General features: G+C 50.9%; 17 protein-coding genes. 3 read left to right on the top strand and 14 right to left on the bottom strand.

Annotated features, from left to right (window positions below):
* Positions 1-46: 46 nt before the first annotated feature.
* The 4 genes from hemG to pepQ are packed head-to-tail and all read right to left on the bottom strand — an operon-like array spanning position 47 to position 4,031.
* Entirely contained in the window at positions 47-580 is a 534-nt protein-coding gene (gene hemG / locus M975_RS20070; protein WP_064561657.1) for a menaquinone-dependent protoporphyrinogen IX dehydrogenase, read from the bottom strand.
* Between the two features lie 12 nt (positions 581-592).
* Positions 593-2,044: a Trk system potassium transporter TrkH gene (gene trkH, locus M975_RS20065; protein ID WP_064561656.1), complete on the bottom strand. Its 1,452-nt coding sequence runs from the start codon at positions 2,042-2,044 to the stop codon at positions 593-595.
* Positions 2,045-2,085: 41 nt separating this feature from the next.
* Positions 2,086-2,700, bottom strand: coding sequence for an IMPACT family protein (locus tag M975_RS20060; RefSeq protein WP_064561655.1), 615 nt, complete (start codon positions 2,698-2,700; stop codon positions 2,086-2,088).
* Positions 2,700-4,031, bottom strand: coding sequence for a Xaa-Pro dipeptidase (gene pepQ / locus M975_RS20055; protein WP_064561654.1), 1,332 nt, complete (start codon positions 4,029-4,031; stop codon positions 2,700-2,702). The genes M975_RS20060 and pepQ overlap by 1 nt, the downstream gene beginning before the upstream one ends.
* Before the next feature lie 194 nt (positions 4,032-4,225).
* Here pepQ and fadB point away from each other — a divergent pair, with 194 nt between their 5' ends.
* The gene (fadB, locus tag M975_RS20050; protein ID WP_064561653.1) at positions 4,226-6,415 is read left to right on the top strand and encodes a fatty acid oxidation complex subunit alpha FadB; all 2,190 of its coding nucleotides are present in this window, start codon (positions 4,226-4,228) and stop codon (positions 6,413-6,415) included.
* 9 nt (positions 6,416-6,424) lie between these two features.
* Positions 6,425-7,588: an acetyl-CoA C-acyltransferase FadA gene (fadA, locus tag M975_RS20045; RefSeq protein ID WP_064561652.1), complete on the top strand. Its 1,164-nt coding sequence runs from the start codon at positions 6,425-6,427 to the stop codon at positions 7,586-7,588.
* A gap of 112 nt (positions 7,589-7,700) precedes the next feature.
* Here the strand turns inward: fadA and fre are convergent, their stop codons facing one another.
* Both fre and ubiD read right to left on the bottom strand, forming a co-directional pair.
* Positions 7,701-8,402 (bottom strand): NAD(P)H-flavin reductase, encoded by a 702-nt coding sequence (fre, locus tag M975_RS20040; protein WP_064561651.1) that lies wholly within the window; start codon positions 8,400-8,402, stop codon positions 7,701-7,703.
* 38 nt (positions 8,403-8,440) lie between these two features.
* Positions 8,441-9,934 carry a 4-hydroxy-3-polyprenylbenzoate decarboxylase gene (gene ubiD, locus M975_RS20035; RefSeq protein WP_167350544.1) on the bottom strand — a complete coding sequence of 498 codons (1,494 nt, stop codon included), beginning with the start codon at positions 9,932-9,934 and terminating at the stop codon, positions 8,441-8,443.
* 213 nt (positions 9,935-10,147) lie between these two features.
* Here ubiD and rfaH point away from each other — a divergent pair, with 213 nt between their 5' ends.
* Entirely contained in the window at positions 10,148-10,636 is a 489-nt protein-coding gene (gene rfaH / locus M975_RS20030) for a transcription/translation regulatory transformer protein RfaH (RefSeq protein WP_064561649.1), read from the top strand.
* Between the two features lie 41 nt (positions 10,637-10,677).
* Here the strand turns inward: rfaH and hemB are convergent, their stop codons facing one another.
* The 8 genes from hemB to ubiE all read right to left on the bottom strand — a co-directional run bounded on the left by hemB (position 10,678) and on the right by ubiE (position 17,304).
* On the bottom strand, positions 10,678-11,700 hold the full coding sequence (gene hemB / locus M975_RS20025; protein WP_064561648.1) for a porphobilinogen synthase: 1,023 nt from the start codon (positions 11,698-11,700) through the stop codon (positions 10,678-10,680).
* A gap of 15 nt (positions 11,701-11,715) precedes the next feature.
* Positions 11,716-12,495 (bottom strand): 3'-5' ssDNA/RNA exonuclease TatD, encoded by a 780-nt coding sequence (gene tatD, locus M975_RS20020; RefSeq protein ID WP_064561647.1) that lies wholly within the window; start codon positions 12,493-12,495, stop codon positions 11,716-11,718.
* Positions 12,496-12,537: 42 nt separating this feature from the next.
* Positions 12,538-13,329 (bottom strand): Sec-independent protein translocase subunit TatC, encoded by a 792-nt coding sequence (tatC, locus tag M975_RS20015; protein WP_064561646.1) that lies wholly within the window; start codon positions 13,327-13,329, stop codon positions 12,538-12,540.
* 2 nt (positions 13,330-13,331) lie between these two features.
* Positions 13,332-13,889 (bottom strand): Sec-independent protein translocase protein TatB, encoded by a 558-nt coding sequence (gene tatB / locus M975_RS20010; protein ID WP_064561645.1) that lies wholly within the window; start codon positions 13,887-13,889, stop codon positions 13,332-13,334.
* Between the two features lie 3 nt (positions 13,890-13,892).
* Positions 13,893-14,153 carry a Sec-independent protein translocase subunit TatA gene (gene tatA, locus M975_RS20005; RefSeq protein WP_034492140.1) on the bottom strand — a complete coding sequence of 87 codons (261 nt, stop codon included), beginning with the start codon at positions 14,151-14,153 and terminating at the stop codon, positions 13,893-13,895.
* A 139-nt stretch (positions 14,154-14,292) separates the two neighbouring features.
* Entirely contained in the window at positions 14,293-15,933 is a 1,641-nt protein-coding gene (gene ubiB, locus M975_RS20000; RefSeq protein ID WP_064561644.1) for a ubiquinone biosynthesis regulatory protein kinase UbiB, read from the bottom strand.
* Complete coding sequence (ubiJ, locus tag M975_RS19995) at positions 15,930-16,535, bottom strand: ubiquinone biosynthesis protein UbiJ (RefSeq protein ID WP_064561643.1); 606 nt, start codon at positions 16,533-16,535, stop codon at positions 15,930-15,932. The genes ubiB and ubiJ overlap by 4 nt, the downstream gene beginning before the upstream one ends.
* A gap of 13 nt (positions 16,536-16,548) precedes the next feature.
* Positions 16,549-17,304: a bifunctional demethylmenaquinone methyltransferase/2-methoxy-6-polyprenyl-1,4-benzoquinol methylase UbiE gene (gene ubiE / locus M975_RS19990; protein ID WP_064561642.1), complete on the bottom strand. Its 756-nt coding sequence runs from the start codon at positions 17,302-17,304 to the stop codon at positions 16,549-16,551.

The following is a 17,304-nucleotide window of genomic DNA, read 5'->3' as shown; positions in this document are numbered from 1 at the left end:
AAATGACTGAGCGCATCTTTTTTCATCAAAACGGGTGTTTAGGACACTATTTGATGTTTAAGCGAGCAATCTCGCGGGCAAAACGCGCCACCTGAGGCCAATCTGTATAAACAACTTCTTTACTAATATCTGTTTCGCCGCCGGTCATCTTCATAATCAAACGAATCATAACGCGATCGTACCAGCTATAACGCGGATAACGCAGCGCACCCGCAAACACCGCACAGTGTTTTGGTTGCCACGGAGAAGTTAGCAAGAACTTGCGTGTATAAGAGTTGGTTTGCGGTGAACGCTTCTCCGGTTTGCGTGCAACGAGGTTTACTGAAAAGAAAGCGCTGGGGATATTGTTCAACGCTTGCTGATGCTTCTTCACAAATGCCGCGACAGAAGAATGGAAATGCCCGTAGCGAATAGAAGCGCCAATAACGACACGTTCGTAATTGCCCCAGGCGATATCACCACTGCGATGCAAGTTCACCACATCACTCTCAATGCCCAGCTCTTTCAACTCAGATGCTATATAAGAAGCAATCTCGCGAGTTTGACCATCACGGGTCGAAAATAGAATCAAAGTTCTCACTACAGGCTCCGGTTACTCTCGCCAGAAAGTTGGCGTAAACAGTACAAGTAAAGTAAACACTTCAAGACGGCCAAACAGCATGTTGGCTATCAATATCCATTTCGCTACAGGATTCATGCTGGCAAAGTTATCTGCCACCACACCTAAGCCAGGGCCGAGGTTATTCAGCGTAGCCGCAACTGAAGCAAAGGCCGAGAAGTCATCCACACCAGTGGCGATGATGGCGAGCATGCTAACAATAAAGACCAGCGCATAAGCGGAGAAGAAACCCCATACCGCTTCAAGGATACGTTCCGGTAGTGCGCGGTTCCCAAGCTTGATGCTATATACCGCATTCGGGTGCACAAGGCGTTTAAGCTCACGGTTGCCCTGCTTGAACAGCAGCAGGATACGAATGACCTTCAGGCCGCCACCCGTTGAACCCGCACAACCCCCTATAAAAGCAGAGCACAGTAATAACACCGGTAAGAATAGAGGCCAGCGCGCGATACTGTCAGTCGTGAACCCGGCAGTCGTCGCCATCGAAACAACCTGGAAGAACGCCTGGTTCACCGTTAGCAAAGCGGTTTGGTAAGTATTATGGAACCACAGTACCAGGGTGCAGATAGCCACCAGCGTCAGTTGCACGCCAATGAACATGCGGAACTCAGGGTCACGCCAATAGACTTTTAGATTACGCCCGCTTAATAAAGAGAAGTGCAGGCCATAGTTACAACCCGAGATCAGTAAGAAGATGGCAATAATAGTGTTAATCGTTGGGCTGTCAAAATAGCCGATACTGGCGTCATGAGTGGAAAACCCGCCAATAGCTATAGTTGCAAAGCTGTGGCCTATCGCATCAAACGCAGGCATGCCAGCAAACCAAAGCGCCAGCGCACACGCAATGGTTAACAAGACATAGATGAGCCATAGGGTTTTTGCAGTATCGGCGATACGCGGGCGCATTTTGTTATCTTTAAGCGGCCCCGGCATTTCAGCGCGATATAACTGCATCCCGCCGACGCCCAGAATAGGCAAAATAGCGACGGCGAGCACAATGATCCCCATGCCGCCAAACCATTGCAGCATTTGCCGATAAAACAAGATGGCATGAGGCAGCGTATCCAGGCCGACGAGCGTTGTCGCACCGGTCGTGGTTAAGCCTGAGAACGACTCAAAGAAAGCATCGGTTACCGTCAGATTTGGCTGCTCTGCAAAGATAAAGGGCAACGCCCCCACACTTCCCAGCACCGTCCAGAATAATACGACAATCAAAAAGCCTTCTCGTGGTTTGAGCTCACTTTTTTGCCGCCGGTTAGGCCACCACAGGAAAGAACCAATGAGTAACGCTGCGAAGAAAGTCTGGGTGAAAGCTCGACCAGCACCATCGCGATAAATTAAAGCTACCAACCCTGGAATAATCATGGTCACGGAAAAAAGAATAACTAACAGACCAACGATTCGGGTTATGGCGCGAAAATGCATTTCAGCCGCTTCCTTAACTATCAAAAAATAACGAGAGGGAATTATTGTTCAGCCGGCAATAAATGCAATGCACCGCGGCTAAAATCAGCAAGTCTGACTGAAAAGTCAGCGAATTTTGCCTGTGGCAACGCCACACGTAATAATACAGATGCCTGAAAATCACTTTGCACCAGAATGCCATCGTACTGCTTGAGCAACGTTTCGATTCCCGCAAGCTGTGCGTAGTCACACTGCAAAGTATATTCGGTTAACGGAACTTTGAGGACAGTAGGCAATTGGTTTAACGCCGCCTGCACGCCACCGCCATAAGCCTTCACCAGGCCGCCCGTTCCAAGCTTTATGCCGCCAGAGTAGCGCACCACTACAGCGGTAATTTCACCAACACCGCTTCCCATCAGCTGGGCAAGCATTGGCTTACCGGCAGTTCCTGCTGGCTCGCCATCATCAGAAAACCCCAGTTGCTGCGAGTCATCCGGCGCAGCAGCCACCCAGGCCCAGCAATGATGCCGGGCATCCGGGTGTTCTGAGCGTATTTTTTCAAGAAACGCTTTTGCTTCTATTACACCAGCCGTATGAGCGACCAGTGTAATAAAGCGGCTTTTCTTGATTTCCTCACTGACCGTAACGGGTCCAGCTGGGATCAGCCAACTATCCATTACGCCAGTTTCAGATCGCGCGTCATATTTTCAATACTGTTTTCATGAACAATCACATTGTCTTCAATGCGAACACCGCCGAAAGGTTTCATGGCTTCTATACGCTGCCAGTCAAAGTGCTTGCTGTACTGCCCTTCGCGCCATGGTGCGAGCAAAGACTCAATAAAGTAAATGCCCGGCTCAATAGTCAAAACCATACGCGGCTCGAGTACACGAGTGCAGCGCAGGTAGGGATATTGAGACGGCGCGGCAAGATGAGTCCCCGCGTCATCTTGCATAAAGCCAGCCACATCATGGACCTGCAAGCCCAGCGGGTGACCAAGGCCATGCGGCATAAATGGCCCGGTAATTCCAGTTTCAACCATTGCTTCTTCGCTAATGCCTGTTACCAGCTTATGGCGGCTCAGCAGTTTTGCAATGCGCTGATGGAACTGGAGATGATAATCGGTGTAACGCACGCCCACTTTCAGGGTGTCAATTAACGCGAGTTGCTCGGCGTTAACATCTTTCACCAGTTGAGCATAATCGTTATCACTTTTTGCCGACCAGGTACGCGTCAAATCAGCAGCGTAGCCGTTGTATTCCGCACCCGCATCTAACAGGAAGCTGCGCATTTCAGCAGGCGCACGGTTATCAAGTTTTGTGTAATGCAGCACCGCCGCGTGCTCGTTGAGCGCCACAATGTTGCCGTATGGCACATCGGTATCGCGGTGCCCAGTTGCGGTCAGATAAGCCTGGTTGATATCAAACTCACTCATTCCAGACAAGAATGCTTCGTGAGCCGCCTGATGGCCAACCACCGCCGTTTTCTGTGCTTCACGCATACATGCCATTTCATAATCAGTTTTATAAGCACGATGGTAATGCAGATAATCAATCACCCCTTTCGGGTTGATGTTAGCGCCCTGAATTTCAAGCTGAACTGCACGTTCTGGCACCGGGCCAATATAGCCAATATTCCCACGCGCGGCAGGCAACTGGCTGCCAATTCCGTCAGCTTTAGGCAGTGCAATGACATCAATTTCGTCAGTCCAGAAGGATTCTGGCAACGGTTCAACGTTGTGCCAGTAATCAACCGGCAGGTAGAACCAGAGTTTTGGTTTGTTGACACCATCCACCAGCAGCCAACAGTTTGGCACTTGTGTCACCGGAACCCAGGCTTTGAATTGTGGGTTAACTTTGAACGGATATGGATGATCATCGAGGAAGACGTTGACTAGCTCGCCCGAGTGAATCAACAGCGCGTCGAGATTAAAACGCGCCAGAACATTGCGGGTACGTTCCTGCAAAGTTGCCACATGATCTTTATAAAGTGAGGCCAGTGAATCCATGATTTACCCTTCTGTTTTTTTCATAAACTGAACGCCACGCATCTTAGCACACCGTAAAGTTTGCGAACTTATTTCCAGTGGCTGTGATCATCTTTGCAAATATTTAAAGAGTTATTTGCATTTCATTAACATCAATTCCACACTCCTCCTCATCTGGTACGACCAGATCCCATTGCTGGATTCAGGAGACTGACATGCTCTACCAAGGTGAAACCTTACATCTCGACTGGCTGGAAGATGGCATCGCAGAATTGGTATTTGATGCACCCGGCTCAGTGAACAAACTCGACACCGCGACCGTAGCCAGCCTTGGCCACGCGCTGGATGTGCTGGAAAAGCAGCCGCAGTTGAAAGGCTTGCTGCTCAGTTCTAATAAAGCCGCGTTTATCGTGGGTGCCGACATTACCGAATTCCTGTCATTGTTCCAGGTTCCGGCGGAACAACTGACCCACTGGCTGCAATTTGCCAACAGCGTATTCAACCGCCTGGAAGATCTCCCGGTCCCAACCATTTCTGCCGTAAATGGTTACGCACTTGGCGGCGGTTGTGAGTGCGTACTGGCAACAGATTACCGACTGGCAACGCCAGATACCCGCATCGGCCTGCCAGAAACCAAACTGGGCATCATGCCTGGCTTCGGTGGTTCTGTGCGTCTGCCACGTTTACTGGGTGCCGATAGCGCGCTGGAAATTATCACCGCAGGCAAAGATGTTGGCGCGGTTGAAGCGCAGAAACTGGGTTTAGTTGATGGCGTTGTCAAAACTGAAAAACTGCGCGATGGCGCACTGGCGATACTGCGTCAGGCTATCAATGGCGATCTGGACTGGAAAGCCAAACGCGCGCCTAAACTGCAGCCGCTGAAACTGAGCAAAATCGAAGCTACCATGAGCTTCACCATTGCCAAAAGCATGGTGATGCAGATTGCCGGTAAGCATTACCCTGCCCCGATGACGGCAGTCAAAACTATTGAAGCTGCGGCCAGAATGGGCCGTGACGAAGCATTAAAACTGGAGACTCAAAGTTTCGTGCCGTTGGCGCGTTCCAATGAGGCCCGTGCGCTGGTCGGGATTTTCCTTAACGACCAATACATAAAAGGTCAGGCGAAGAAGCTGACCAAAAATACCGAAACTCCGAAACAGGCAGCCGTTCTTGGTGCCGGGATCATGGGTGGCGGCATTGCTTACCAGTCTGCCTGGAAAGGCGTACCGGTATTAATGAAGGATATTAACGAGAAGTCGCTGGAACTGGGCATCAACGAAGCCAGCAAACTGCTCAACAAACAGCTGGAACGCGGCAAGATCGACGGCATGAAACTGGCCGGTGTCATTGCCACTATTCACCCAACGCTGGATTACGCTGGTTTTGAGCGTGTCGATGTGGTGGTTGAAGCGGTTGTTGAAAACCCGAAAGTGAAGAAAGCGGTTCTTGCCGAAGTGGAAGACAAAGTTCGTGCGGATACCGTTCTGGCGTCGAACACCTCCACCATTCCGATTGGTGAACTGGCAAACAGCCTGAAGCGCCCGGAAAACTTCTGCGGCATGCACTTCTTTAACCCTGTGCACCGCATGCCGTTAGTGGAAGTGATTCGCGGCGAGAAAACCTCTGAGCAGACCATTGCAAAAGTGGTGGCCTGGGCGAGCAAAATGGGCAAAACGCCAATCGTGGTGAACGACTGCCCTGGCTTCTTCGTCAACCGTGTGCTGTTCCCGTACTTCGCAGGCTTTAGCCAGCTGATGCGCGACGGTGCCGATTTCCGCCAGATCGACAAAGTGATGGAAAAGCAGTTCGGCTGGCCAATGGGCCCGGCATACCTGCTGGATGTAGTCGGTATTGATACCGCGCACCACGCGCAGGCCGTTATGGCTGCCGGTTTCCCACAGCGTATGCAGAAAGATTATCGCGATGCCGTTGATGCGATGTTTGACGCAGGCCGTTATGGCCAGAAAACCCAGCAGGGTTTCTATCGCTACAAACAAGACAGCAAAGGCAAACCGCGCAAAGAGCAGGATGAAGCAACCGAAGCGCTGCTGGCTGATGTCAGCAAACCACGCCACGACTTCAGCGACGAGGAAATCATTGCCCGCATGATGATCCCGATGGTCAATGAAGTGGTGCGCTGCCTGGAAGAAGGCATTATCGCCAGCCCGGCAGAAGCCGACATGGCGCTGGTTTATGGCCTCGGATTCCCTCCATTCCACGGCGGTGCATTCCGTTGGTTAGATACCATCGGCAGTGCGAAATATCTCGATATGGCGCAACAGTACGAACATCTTGGCCCGCTCTACCAGGTGCCAGATGGTCTGCGTGCAAAAGCGTCCCGTAACGAGCCGTACTATCCACCGGTTGAGGCCGCGCGCCCAGCCAGTGACCTGAAAAGTGCCTGAGGAGTGATCATGGAAAAGGTTGTAATTGTTGATGCCATCCGCACCCCGATGGGCCGTTCAAAAGGCGGTGCGTTTCGCAATTTGCGTGCAGAAGATTTATCAGCCCATTTGATGCGTGGGATCCTCTCACGCAACCCGGCATTAGAAGCCGCCGCGTTGGATGACATTTACTGGGGCTGCGTACAGCAGACGTTAGAGCAAGGTTTCAATATTGCGCGTAACGCGTCATTGCTGGCAGAAATCCCACATTCGGTCCCGGCGGTTACCGTGAACCGCCTGTGTGGTTCTTCGATGCAAGCGCTGCATGATGCAGCTCGTATGATTCAAACCGGTGATGCGCATGCGTGTCTGATTGGCGGCGTGGAACATATGGGCCATGTGCCGATGAGCCACGGCGTGGATTTCCATCCAGGCCTGAGCCGTAACGTTGCAAAAGCAGCGGGCATGATGGGCTTAACCGCCGAGATGTTGTCGCGTATGCATGGCATCAGCCGTGAGATGCAGGACCAGTTTGCTGCCCGCTCCCACCAGCGTGCATGGGCTGCGACAGAAGCGGGTCATTTCAAAAATGAAATCCTGCCGACCAGCGGCCACGACGCAGACGGCGTGCTCAGACGTTTTGATTATGATGAAGTGATTCGCCCGGAAACCACAGTTGAAGGTCTGGCAGCCCTGAAACCCGCATTTGACCCGGTCAACGGAACCGTCACGGCGGGCAGCTCTTCTGCTCTTTCCGATGGCGCATCAGCCATGTTGCTGATGAGCGAATCACGCGCCAAAGAGCTTGGCCTGAAGATCCGCGCTTATGTTCGCTCTATGGCGGTCGTTGGCTGCGACCCATCCATTATGGGTTACGGCCCGGTTCCAGCATCACAACTGGCGTTGAAAAAAGCGGGCCTGACTGCCGCCGATATCGACCTGTTTGAGATGAACGAAGCGTTTGCCGCACAGATCCTGCCATGTATTAAAGATCTGGGTCTGATGGATAAGATCGACGAGAAGATTAACCTGAACGGCGGGGCGATTGCATTGGGCCACCCGCTGGGTTGCTCCGGTACACGCATTAGCACCACGCTGTTAAACCTGATGGAACGTCGCGATGCGCAGTTTGGCCTCGCCACCATGTGCATCGGATTAGGTCAGGGTATTGCCACTGTTATTGAACGAGTTTAGTTGCTTTAATTGTTGTTATTCCCGCCTGTCAGGGGCGGGTTTTTTATTTCTGTCGCCCACAAAAACAAAAGCCACCGACTATGCGGTGGCCTGTCTGTCAGTAGACTGATTCTCAGATAAACGAGAACGCATCACCAAACATGCGATCAACCTGCGCACTACGCTCATTGCAGAACAAGTCGCGGGCAATTTTCGCCATTTCAAAACGACCGGCAATATAGATATCGTGCCCGGCAAGCGTTCCGTAATCCTGCATCACCGCCGTTAAAACGGTGCCAGTACGCCCACGCCAACCTTCTTCCGGTTGTTCCACTACCGCTTCAACGCGCAGATTTTGATGAACCACAGACAGCGCTTCCAGCTCAGACAGATCATAAAGATGCTTATCTTCACGCCCACCCCAGTAAATCGCGATTTCGCGCTGAGGATTACGTTCAAGCGCGGTCAACAAAATCGAACGCACATAAGAGAAGCCAGTACCGCCTGCAATCAGAATCAGCGGACGATCTTCATCATCGCGCAACCAGGCATCGCCATGAGGAATATCAACAACGATTTCTTTTTCTTTCAGAATGCGGTCCATCACCGCCATGGCGTACAGATTAATTTCTGATGCACCAATGTGCAGCTCGATAAATTCATGCTCGCTCGGCGTGGATGCCATGGAGAACGGACGTTTGTCGCGCTCATCCATCACCACCATCAAATACTGCCCGGCCTGAAAGGAGAACTTCGCTTCCGGCAGTAATCGAACGCGATATACCGTATCGGTTATCGCTTCTACCGAGGTCACTTTACAGCTTAAGGTTGTCATGCTTCCCCTCTGTCGGGTCAATAATGCAAATCCGCCACTCAGGCGTTTTTACTGTCGTCGAAAATAGCCAGTTCATCCCAGATTGCATCAATACGCGCGCATACTTCTGCATCTTTCTTAATAGGACGACCCCATTCGCGTTGGGTTTCCCCTGGCCATTTATTAGTGGCATCCAGTCCCATTTTTGAACCAAGACCGGAAACCGGCGAGGCAAAGTCCAGGTAATCAATTGGCGTGTTTTCTACCAGAACCGTATCACGTGCCGGGTCCATACGCGTGGTAATGGCCCAAATCACATCGTTCCAGTCACGCGCGTTGATATCATCATCACAGACGATAACAAACTTGGTGTACATAAACTGCCGCAGGAAAGACCATACACCCATCATCACGCGTTTAGCGTGGCCCGCGTATTGCTTTTTGATAGTGACAACCGCGAGGCGATAGGAACAACCTTCCGGCGGCAGATAGAAATCAACAATTTCCGGGAACTGCTTTTGCAGAATCGGCACAAACACTTCGTTTAGCGCAACACCCAGAACCGCGGGTTCATCTGGCGGGCGCCCGGTGTATGTCGAGTGATAAATCGCATTCTGGCGTTGGGTAATATGAGTAACGGTAAATACCGGGAAGTCATCTACTTCATTGTAGTAGCCAGTGTGGTCACCATATGGCCCTTCCGGTGCCATTTCGCCAGGCTCGATATACCCTTCCAGCACAATTTCCGCAGTGGCAGGTACTTCGAGATCGTTGGAAATGCACTTCACCACTTCGGTTTTTGTGCCACGCAGCAAACCGGCAAACGCATATTCAGACAGCGTATCAGGCACCGGCGTTACCGCACCAAGAATAGTGGCCGGGTCCGCACCTAAGGCAACAGAAACAGGGAAACGCTCACCTGGATGTTGTGCACACCACTCCTGGAAATCCAGTGCGCCGCCACGGTGCGACAGCCAACGCATGATCAGTTTGTTTTTACCAATCAGCTGCTGGCGATAAATACCCAGATTCTGGCGCTCTTTGTGCGGCCCACGCGTTACCGTCAAACCCCAGGTAATCAGTGGTGCTGCATCTTCGGGCCAACATTGCATGATAGGGATACGGGATAAATCGACTTCATCACCTTCCCAAATTTGTTCCTGACAAGGGGCATTACGCAAACGCTTAGTCGGCATATTCAGGACTTGTTTAAACTGAGGCAGTTTATCGAACAAGTCGCGGAAGCCTTTAGGTGGTTCAGGTTCCTTCAGGAAAGCCAGCAACTTACCGACTTCGCGCAGAGCAGACACATCTTCCTGCCCCATCCCCATCGCGACACGCTTTGGCGTGCCAAACAAGTTGCACAGGACTGGCATGTCGTACCCTTTTGGGTTCTCAAACAGCAGCGCCGGGCCATTAGCTCGTAAAGTACGATCGGCAATTTCAGTCATTTCCAGGTATGGATCGACTGGTATTGCGATACGCTTTAGCTCACCGCGTTGTTCGAGTAGTTCCAGAAAGTCGCGTAGGTCGTGGTATTTCATGCAATTAATCGTAGTCAGGATTTTGCGGTCATTATACGGGCTTCACGCACGGCATGCTGTATTTTTGTTAAAAATGCGTATACCCAAAGTAATTCGAGTTGCAGTGCAAAGGGCTTCAGCGTGTGCCGCATGAACAATCAGCCATTGGTTATACTTGTACCGTCTATCCCTGATAACGGCCTTTTGCTATTCTTCCTCGGTTGATTAGGAAAAAGAGACACTATGGAATCCTGGTATCTGTTGTACTGCAAAAGGGGTCAATTACTGCGGGCGCAAGAACATCTTGAGCGCCAGGAAGTTAATTGCCTCACCCCGATGATCAAAATTGAAAAGATCGTGCGAGGAAAGCGCACTGCGGTTGATGAACCATTGTTCCCGAACTATATGTTCGTCCAGTTTGACCCTGAAAAAGTTCATACCACAACGGTGCATTCAACGCGTGGCGTCAGCCATTTCGTGCGTTTCGGCAGCCTTCCTGCCACAGTGCCTGGCGACGTTATTGAACAGCTCATCAGCCACACACCAGAAAATGTTATCGACCCGGATACGCCTTACGCAGGCGATCGCGTGGTGATAACCGAAGGGGCATTCGAAGGTCTGGAGGCAATTTTCAGCGAACCAGACGGAGAAGCCCGCTCCATGCTGCTGCTCAACTTGTTGAATAAACAAGTGATGCAGAGTGTGAGAAACACCGATTTCAAAAAGACGTAAAAAAGGCCAGCGATTGCTGGCCTTTCATTTTGATGTTGCCTCTAGCGCTGCATTTGTTCGTCATGCAGCCACTGCGCAACACGCTTCGAGAAGTACGTCAGCACACCATCAGCACCCGCGCGTTTAAAGCACAGTAACGACTCCATGACGGCAGGTTTTTCTGCCAGCCACCCATTCTGGATAGCCGCCATATGCATCGCATATTCACCAGAAACCTGGTAGGCAAAAGTCGGCACGCCGAAGGTATCTTTCACACGGCGCACGACATCCAGATATGGCATACCTGGTTTCACCATCACCATATCTGCACCTTCCTGAAGATCCTGGGCAACTTCCTGCAAGGCTTCATCACTATTGGCCGGGTCCATCTGATAGGTCTTTTTATTGCCACCCTTCAGGTTGCCAGATGAGCCAATTGCATCACGGAACGGGCCGTAGTAGCAGGATGCGTATTTCGCCGCGTACGACATAATCTGGGTATTGACGAAACCATCCAGCTCAAGCTGCGAGCGGATTGAACCAATACGACCATCCATCATATCGCTTGGCGCAATGATTTCAGCCCCAGCTTCCGCATGAGACAACGCCTGGCGCACCAGAATCTCGCGAGTAATATCATTGATGACGTAACCGTCAGCATCAATCACGCCATCCTGGCCATGAGTGGTATAGGGATCAAGCGCAACGTCAGTCAGCAAACCCAGTTCTGGAACTGCATCTTTCAGCGCACGAACTGCACGCTGGACCAGACCATTCGGGTTATAAGCTTCCTCAGCATGAAGAGATTTCCCTGCGCTCTCGATTACCGGGAACAGTGACAGCACTGGCACGCCAAGTTTTGCTACAGCTTCCGCTTCTTTGAGCAGCAAATCGATAGTCATGCGGTAAACGCCCGGCATTGACGCCACCTCTTCCTGGCGGTTCTGACCTTCCATCACGAACACAGGATAGATAAGGTCATTAACCGTTAATTGATTTTCGCACACCAGGCGGCGGCTGAAATCGTGACGACGGACGCGGCGCATACGGCGCCCGGGAAACGTTCCGGGAAATGCATAGCTCATTAACTTTCTCCTGATTTAAGCCAGCCGGAAAAGACGGCGGGCATTGTCATCTGTTACTTGTGCAAGCCAGGCGGGATCTTCTCCACGCCATTCAGCCACCTTGTTCAGGATATGCGGCAAGTAGCAGGGTTCGTTCCGGCGGGAAGCAGGTTTTGGTTTTAAATCCCGCGGTAACAAATAAGGGGCATCGGTTTCCAACAGCAGTTGATGCGCGGGGATCACCGGTAGCAATTCACGTAATTCAAGGCCACGGCGCTCATCGCACACCCAACCGGTCACGCCTATAAAAAGCCCACGCGCCAGACACTCACGAGCTTCATTTTCTGTGCCGGTAAAGCAATGCAACACTACCCCTGGCAATTTATCGAGCCAGGGATCAAGCAGCGTAATAAAGCGTTCGTGTGCTTCGCGGCAGTGTAAAAATACCGGCATCATCAGGTCAGCCGCAAGGGCCAGTTGTGCGGTAAAAGCACGCTCTTGCTCAGCAGGCGTTGAGAAATTACGGTTGAAATCCAGGCCGCACTCACCGATGGCAACCACTTCAGAAGCACTGGCAAGTTCACGAATGGCATCTGCCGTTTCGTCTTGCCACTGGCTGGCATCATGGGGGTGAACACCGGCGGTAGACCAGCACCCTTGATACTGTTGTGCCAGTAACAGAGCCTGCTGGCTTTCATGCAGATTCGTGCCAGTCAGCAACATGCCACTGACGCCCGCTGAATGCGCGCGAGCGACAACTTCTGCATGGTCTTTCGCGAACTGTGGGCTGGTAAGATTTACACCGATATCAAACATAGCGTCTTCCAAACGACGACCGCCCTGATGGGCGGCCTGAAATTATGACTCTTTATGAGAGTGTTCGTCTTCTGCTTCCGGGGCATCTTCCGGGTCTTCCTCGCCTCTTCTACGCCCTTTACCGACATAGAAACGGGAGAAGAACACACCGACTTCAAACAGGCAGTACATCGGTATCGCCAGCAGTGTTTGCGAGAATACATCCGGCGGAGTCAACAACATGCCAACAACGAATGCACCAACCAGAATGTAAGGACGCTTTTTCTTCAGCGCTTCAGGGGTAGTTACGCCCATCCAGCACAGTAGAATAATGGCAACGGGGACTTCAAAGGCCACGCCAAATGCCATAAACAAGGCCATGACAAAATCGAGGTATTTCGTAATGTCGGTGGACATCACGACCCCTATTGGCGCTGTTTTGGTCAGGAAACCAAACGCTAAAGGGAACACCACGAAATAGGCAAAAGCGATGCCGATATAAAACAGCATGGTGCTGGAAAACAGCAGCGGCATCACAAGTTTGCGCTCGTGTTTATAAAGCGCAGGCGCAATAAACGCCCAGATTTGATAAAGAATGACTGGCGCTGACAGGAACACCGAGACATAAATCGTCAGCTTAATTGGCGCAAAAAACGGTGATGCGACATCGGTAGCAATCATCGTTGAGCCTACCGGCATCTGGCTAATAAGCGGTGCGGAGACAATTTGGTAGATGTCGTTGGCAAAGTAAACCAGTGCCAGGAAAATCACCAGCACAGCGATAATGCTATTTAACAGTCGCTTGCGCAGCTCTATCAGATGGCTGATAAGCGGTTGGGTATCTTCAACGGCCATGTTTACGGTTTATCACTCGAAGGTTGAGAAGATGCTGGGACCTTAGCGGGTTCCGCTACAGGTTTAATCTGAGGCTGAATTAATCCCTCAGAAACCTCGGTTGCGGTATGAGCAGGAACTATTTCAGTTTCAACGGCAGGAGCCTGGTCGGGCGCACTCGCTTGATGTGCGGCCATGGCTGGCGTCACACCTTCATGGCTGTCCTGCGCGTCTTTTACCAATGGGTTATGGATCGTATGAGCTTCGTCATTCGCCTTTTCAGGTTCGTGAGTATACGAACGCTTCATAGACTCTGCGGCCTGGCGCAGCTCGTCCATAGATGCCTTTAGTTCTGGAGTGAGGTTATCCATGCTCGCTTTTTCAACCTTCTTGAGGCTGTCCTGCAGCTCCTGGATTTTCAGTTCCTGAACCAGTTCATTTTGCACAGTTGCCGCGAGCGAGCGCAAAGCACGAACCCAGCCGACAACCGTTTTAACCGCCACAGGCAAACGTTGTGGCCCAAGGACAATCAGGCCAATTACGAATACCAGCAGCAGTTCACTGAAACCAATATCGAACACGGATTACACCTGCTCTTTATCGTTACTCTTAGCTTCGTCTTTCTTCACTTCGCCAGGCTGCTTATCAGCGAGTGTTTTCGCGGTGAAATCAGCATCCTGAACGGATTTATCTTTCTCTTTGTCTTCATCGTCACCCATCGCTTTTTTAAAGCCTTTGATGGATGCGCCCAAATCAGAACCGATAGAACCCAGTTTCTTGGTACCAAACAGCAGAACGACGATAACGGCAATGATCAACAATTGCCAAATACTGATACCACCCATAATGTTGCCTCAAATCACAGTGATGAATATACCCAACCTCTTTCAAGTTGCAGATGTTCATGCATCCTGAAATCTATTGGGTACAGATAACGGTCTGTATTGTACCGCACGTTGTCCGCTAAAAACGATTAAAAACAACTCAGGCTGAGCGCCGCCAGCCAATCAGCCAGGTCACGATACCCCCGGCCATTAACCAGGCAGGCATCAATTCCCATTCTGGCTTATTAATCAATAATAAAGTGCCGCTAAGCATCAGCGTAGCACCAATCCCAAACAGATAGCGAGATTGCGCCTGGCGCACCTGGTTGCGTTGCAAATCACGCGTTATTTTATCAACGCTGTGCTGCAATTGTTTACCCTGGCGCAAACTGTCGTACATCAGTTCCGGCAGTTCTGGCATTTTTTCAATCCAGAACGGTGCTTTTTCTTTGAAAGAACGAATAAGCGCAGGAATACCCACCTGATCTTTAATCCAGTCTTCAAGGAAAGGTTTGGCGGTTTTCCACAAATCCAGCTGTGGATAAAGTTGTCTTCCAAGCCCTTCGACATAAAGTAGCGTCTTCTGCAGCAAAACTAACTGCGGCTGCACTTCCATATTAAAGCGACGCGCAGTGTTGAACAGGTTCAACAACACGTGACCAAAGGAAATTTCCGCTAATGGCTTTTCAAAGATAGGTTCACAAACGGTACGAATGGCAAACTCAAAATCTTCAACGTTCGTGTCCGGTGGCACCCAACCAGAATCAACATGCAGTTCAGCGACTTTGCGGTAATCACGGTTAAAGAAAGCGATAAAGTTTTCAGCCAGATAGCGCTTATCTTCTTTATTGAGCGAACCCACAATACCGCAGTCGATACCAATGTATTGTGGGTCTTCAGGGTGTTCATAGCTGACGAAAATATTGCCTGGATGCATATCCGCGTGGAAGAAGCTGTCACGGAAAACCTGGGTGAAGAACACCTGCACGCCCCGCTCTGCCAACAGTTTCATGTTGGTGCCCTGCTTATGAAGCATCGCAATATCAGAAACGGGAATACCGTAAATACGCTCCATAACCATCATGTCCTGGCTGCAATAGTCAGAGAACACTTCCGGCACATACAGCATCGGGCTGCCTTCAAAATTGCGGCGTAACTGAATAGCGTTTGCAGACTCACGTAGCAGGTTCAGCTCATCAATCAGAGTCTTTTCATATTCACGAACCACTTCCAGCGGCCGTAAACGGCGGCCATCAGGCATCAAACGTGGCACCCACCGAGCAAGACGATAGATGAGTTTCATATCCGCTTTGATGATTGGCAAAATGTCCGGGCGAATAACTTTGATAACCACTTCACGGCCATTTTCTTTCAGGCGAGCGGTATGAACTTGCGCAATGGAAGCAGATGCAAGCGGCGTAATTTCAAAATCGTCAAACCAGGAATCGACAGGAATACCGCCCATCGCCTGTTCGATTTGTTTTTTGGCTAGTGCTCCATCAAAGGGGGCTACGCGATCCTGCAACATCGCGAGTTGGTCAGCAATTTGTGGTGGGAACAGGTCACGACGTGTCGAGAGCATCTGCCCAAATTTGATCCACACCGGTCCGAGTTCTTGTAGCGCAAGGCGCAAACGCTCACCGAGAGGTTTTTCTTTATGACGGTTTGGCATCCAGAAAAGCATCCGCCGCCAGACACGCAGCGGCAGCGTAATGCGAACTCGTGGGATTAGCTCATCCAGGCCGTAACTCAGGAAAGTGCGAATGATGAAATAGAGGCGACGAATTTCTCCAGGCGTCATTTGTTCTCCAGTTTGTCCAGTCGCGCGATGAGTGCGTCAACCTTACGTTCTACCGCTGCCGTTTCCTCGGAAAACCATGCAACTTCAAGCGATCCTGGAGCCATTTTCCACTCTTCAGTAATCACTTCTGACAGGTATTGTTGGTTACGGGCGAAACCCTTACTGAACAATTTTCCGCCGCCGCGAATAACTTTGCTGATGCCTTCGGCAGCGATATCGCCAATATAGGGCGCTAACAATTCAGCAGGGTCAAACTCTGCAAGGTCCATCAGAGCAACCCAATTTTGGACCACCTGAAGATCACCCTGCACTTCTAGCTCGCTGCTACGAATGAGCGCCGTAAGTTGCTGGCGGTCACGCAATTTCGGTAATGTGCTGAGCCCCGTTTTCACCAGACAGTCGGCTTCACCTTCCCACTGGGCTAACACATCAAGCTGTTGTTCGCTAAAGACCAAAACGATAGGTGATGAGAACTCTTTGAGCTCAACACGTAACACCTTACCCACCAGGCGCTGACGCGCTGATTTCAGGCCACGATCACACCAGAGGAACGTATTGAGGATACTTTCAATCCCAGCAGTCATTAGCGGTGTAAAAGGCATCACGAGTTCCCTGTCAGAATTTATAGCCACGGTGCAGAGCAACAACGCCAGCGGTCAGGTTGAAATAGGTCGTGTTTTCAAAGCCCGCATCTTCCATCATTGCTTTCAACGTATCCTGGTCTGGATGCATACGAATAGATTCAGCCAGATAACGGTAGCTTTCCGCATCCTGCGCAACAAGTTCACCAATACGCGGCAAAATGTGGAAGGAGTAAGCATCGTAAGCTTTGCTCAGCGGCTCGATAATCGGTTTAGAGAACTCAAGAACCAACAGGCGGCCACCCGGCTTTAATACGCGATACATTGAACGCAGCGCTTTCTCTTTGTCTGTCACATTTCGCAGGCCAAAAGAGATGGTGATGCAGTCAAAGAAGTTGTCCGGGAATGGCAGTGCTTCAGCGTTAGCCTGAACATAGTTCACGTTGCCAATCACGCCGATGTTGCGCAGTTTTTCGCGCCCCATTTTCAGCATTGAGTCATTGATATCAGCCAGAACCACTTCGCCCGTTTCGCCTACCAGACGGGAGAACTTAGCGGTTAAATCGCCGGTTCCGCCTGCTAAGTCCAGTACGCGCTGACCACGACGGACACCACTGCAATCAATGGTGAAGCGCTTCCATAAACGATGGATGCCGAATGACATCAGGTCATTCATTACGTCGTATTTTGCGGCTACAGAGTGGAACACATGAGCCACCATATCGGCCTTTTGCTCCTTCGCTACTGTCCGGAAGCCAAAGTGTGTTGTTTCCTGGGATTCTTCAACCAT

The sequence above is a fragment of the Buttiauxella brennerae ATCC 51605 genome (genome assembly GCF_001654925.1).
Taxonomy (GTDB): domain Bacteria; phylum Pseudomonadota; class Gammaproteobacteria; order Enterobacterales; family Enterobacteriaceae; genus Buttiauxella; species Buttiauxella brennerae.
Note: the sequence above shows the minus strand (reverse complement) of the source record. Positions and strands in the feature narration are given on the sequence as shown.

Coding starts and splice junctions, on each gene's coding strand:
- trkH (WP_064561656.1), bottom strand. CDS start 2,044: ATGCATTTTCGCGCCATAACCCGAATCGTTGGTCTGTTAGTTATTCTT.
- M975_RS20060 (WP_064561655.1), bottom strand. CDS start 2,700: ATGGATAGTTGGCTGATCCCAGCTGGACCCGTTACGGTCAGTGAGGAA.
- pepQ (WP_064561654.1), bottom strand. CDS start 4,031: ATGGATTCACTGGCCTCACTTTATAAAGATCATGTGGCAACTTTGCAG.
- fadB (WP_064561653.1), top strand. CDS start 4,226: ATGCTCTACCAAGGTGAAACCTTACATCTCGACTGGCTGGAAGATGGC.
- fadA (WP_064561652.1), top strand. CDS start 6,425: ATGGAAAAGGTTGTAATTGTTGATGCCATCCGCACCCCGATGGGCCGT.
- fre (WP_064561651.1), bottom strand. CDS start 8,402: ATGACAACCTTAAGCTGTAAAGTGACCTCGGTAGAAGCGATAACCGAT.
- rfaH (WP_064561649.1), top strand. CDS start 10,148: ATGGAATCCTGGTATCTGTTGTACTGCAAAAGGGGTCAATTACTGCGG.
- hemB (WP_064561648.1), bottom strand. CDS start 11,700: ATGAGCTATGCATTTCCCGGAACGTTTCCCGGGCGCCGTATGCGCCGC.
- tatD (WP_064561647.1), bottom strand. CDS start 12,495: ATGTTTGATATCGGTGTAAATCTTACCAGCCCACAGTTCGCGAAAGAC.
- tatC (WP_064561646.1), bottom strand. CDS start 13,329: ATGGCCGTTGAAGATACCCAACCGCTTATCAGCCATCTGATAGAGCTG.
- tatA (WP_034492140.1), bottom strand. CDS start 14,153: ATGGGTGGTATCAGTATTTGGCAATTGTTGATCATTGCCGTTATCGTC.
- ubiB (WP_064561644.1), bottom strand. CDS start 15,933: ATGACGCCTGGAGAAATTCGTCGCCTCTATTTCATCATTCGCACTTTC.
- ubiJ (WP_064561643.1), bottom strand. CDS start 16,535: ATGCCTTTTACACCGCTAATGACTGCTGGGATTGAAAGTATCCTCAAT.
- ubiE (WP_064561642.1), bottom strand. CDS start 17,304: ATGGTTGAAGAATCCCAGGAAACAACACACTTTGGCTTCCGGACAGTA.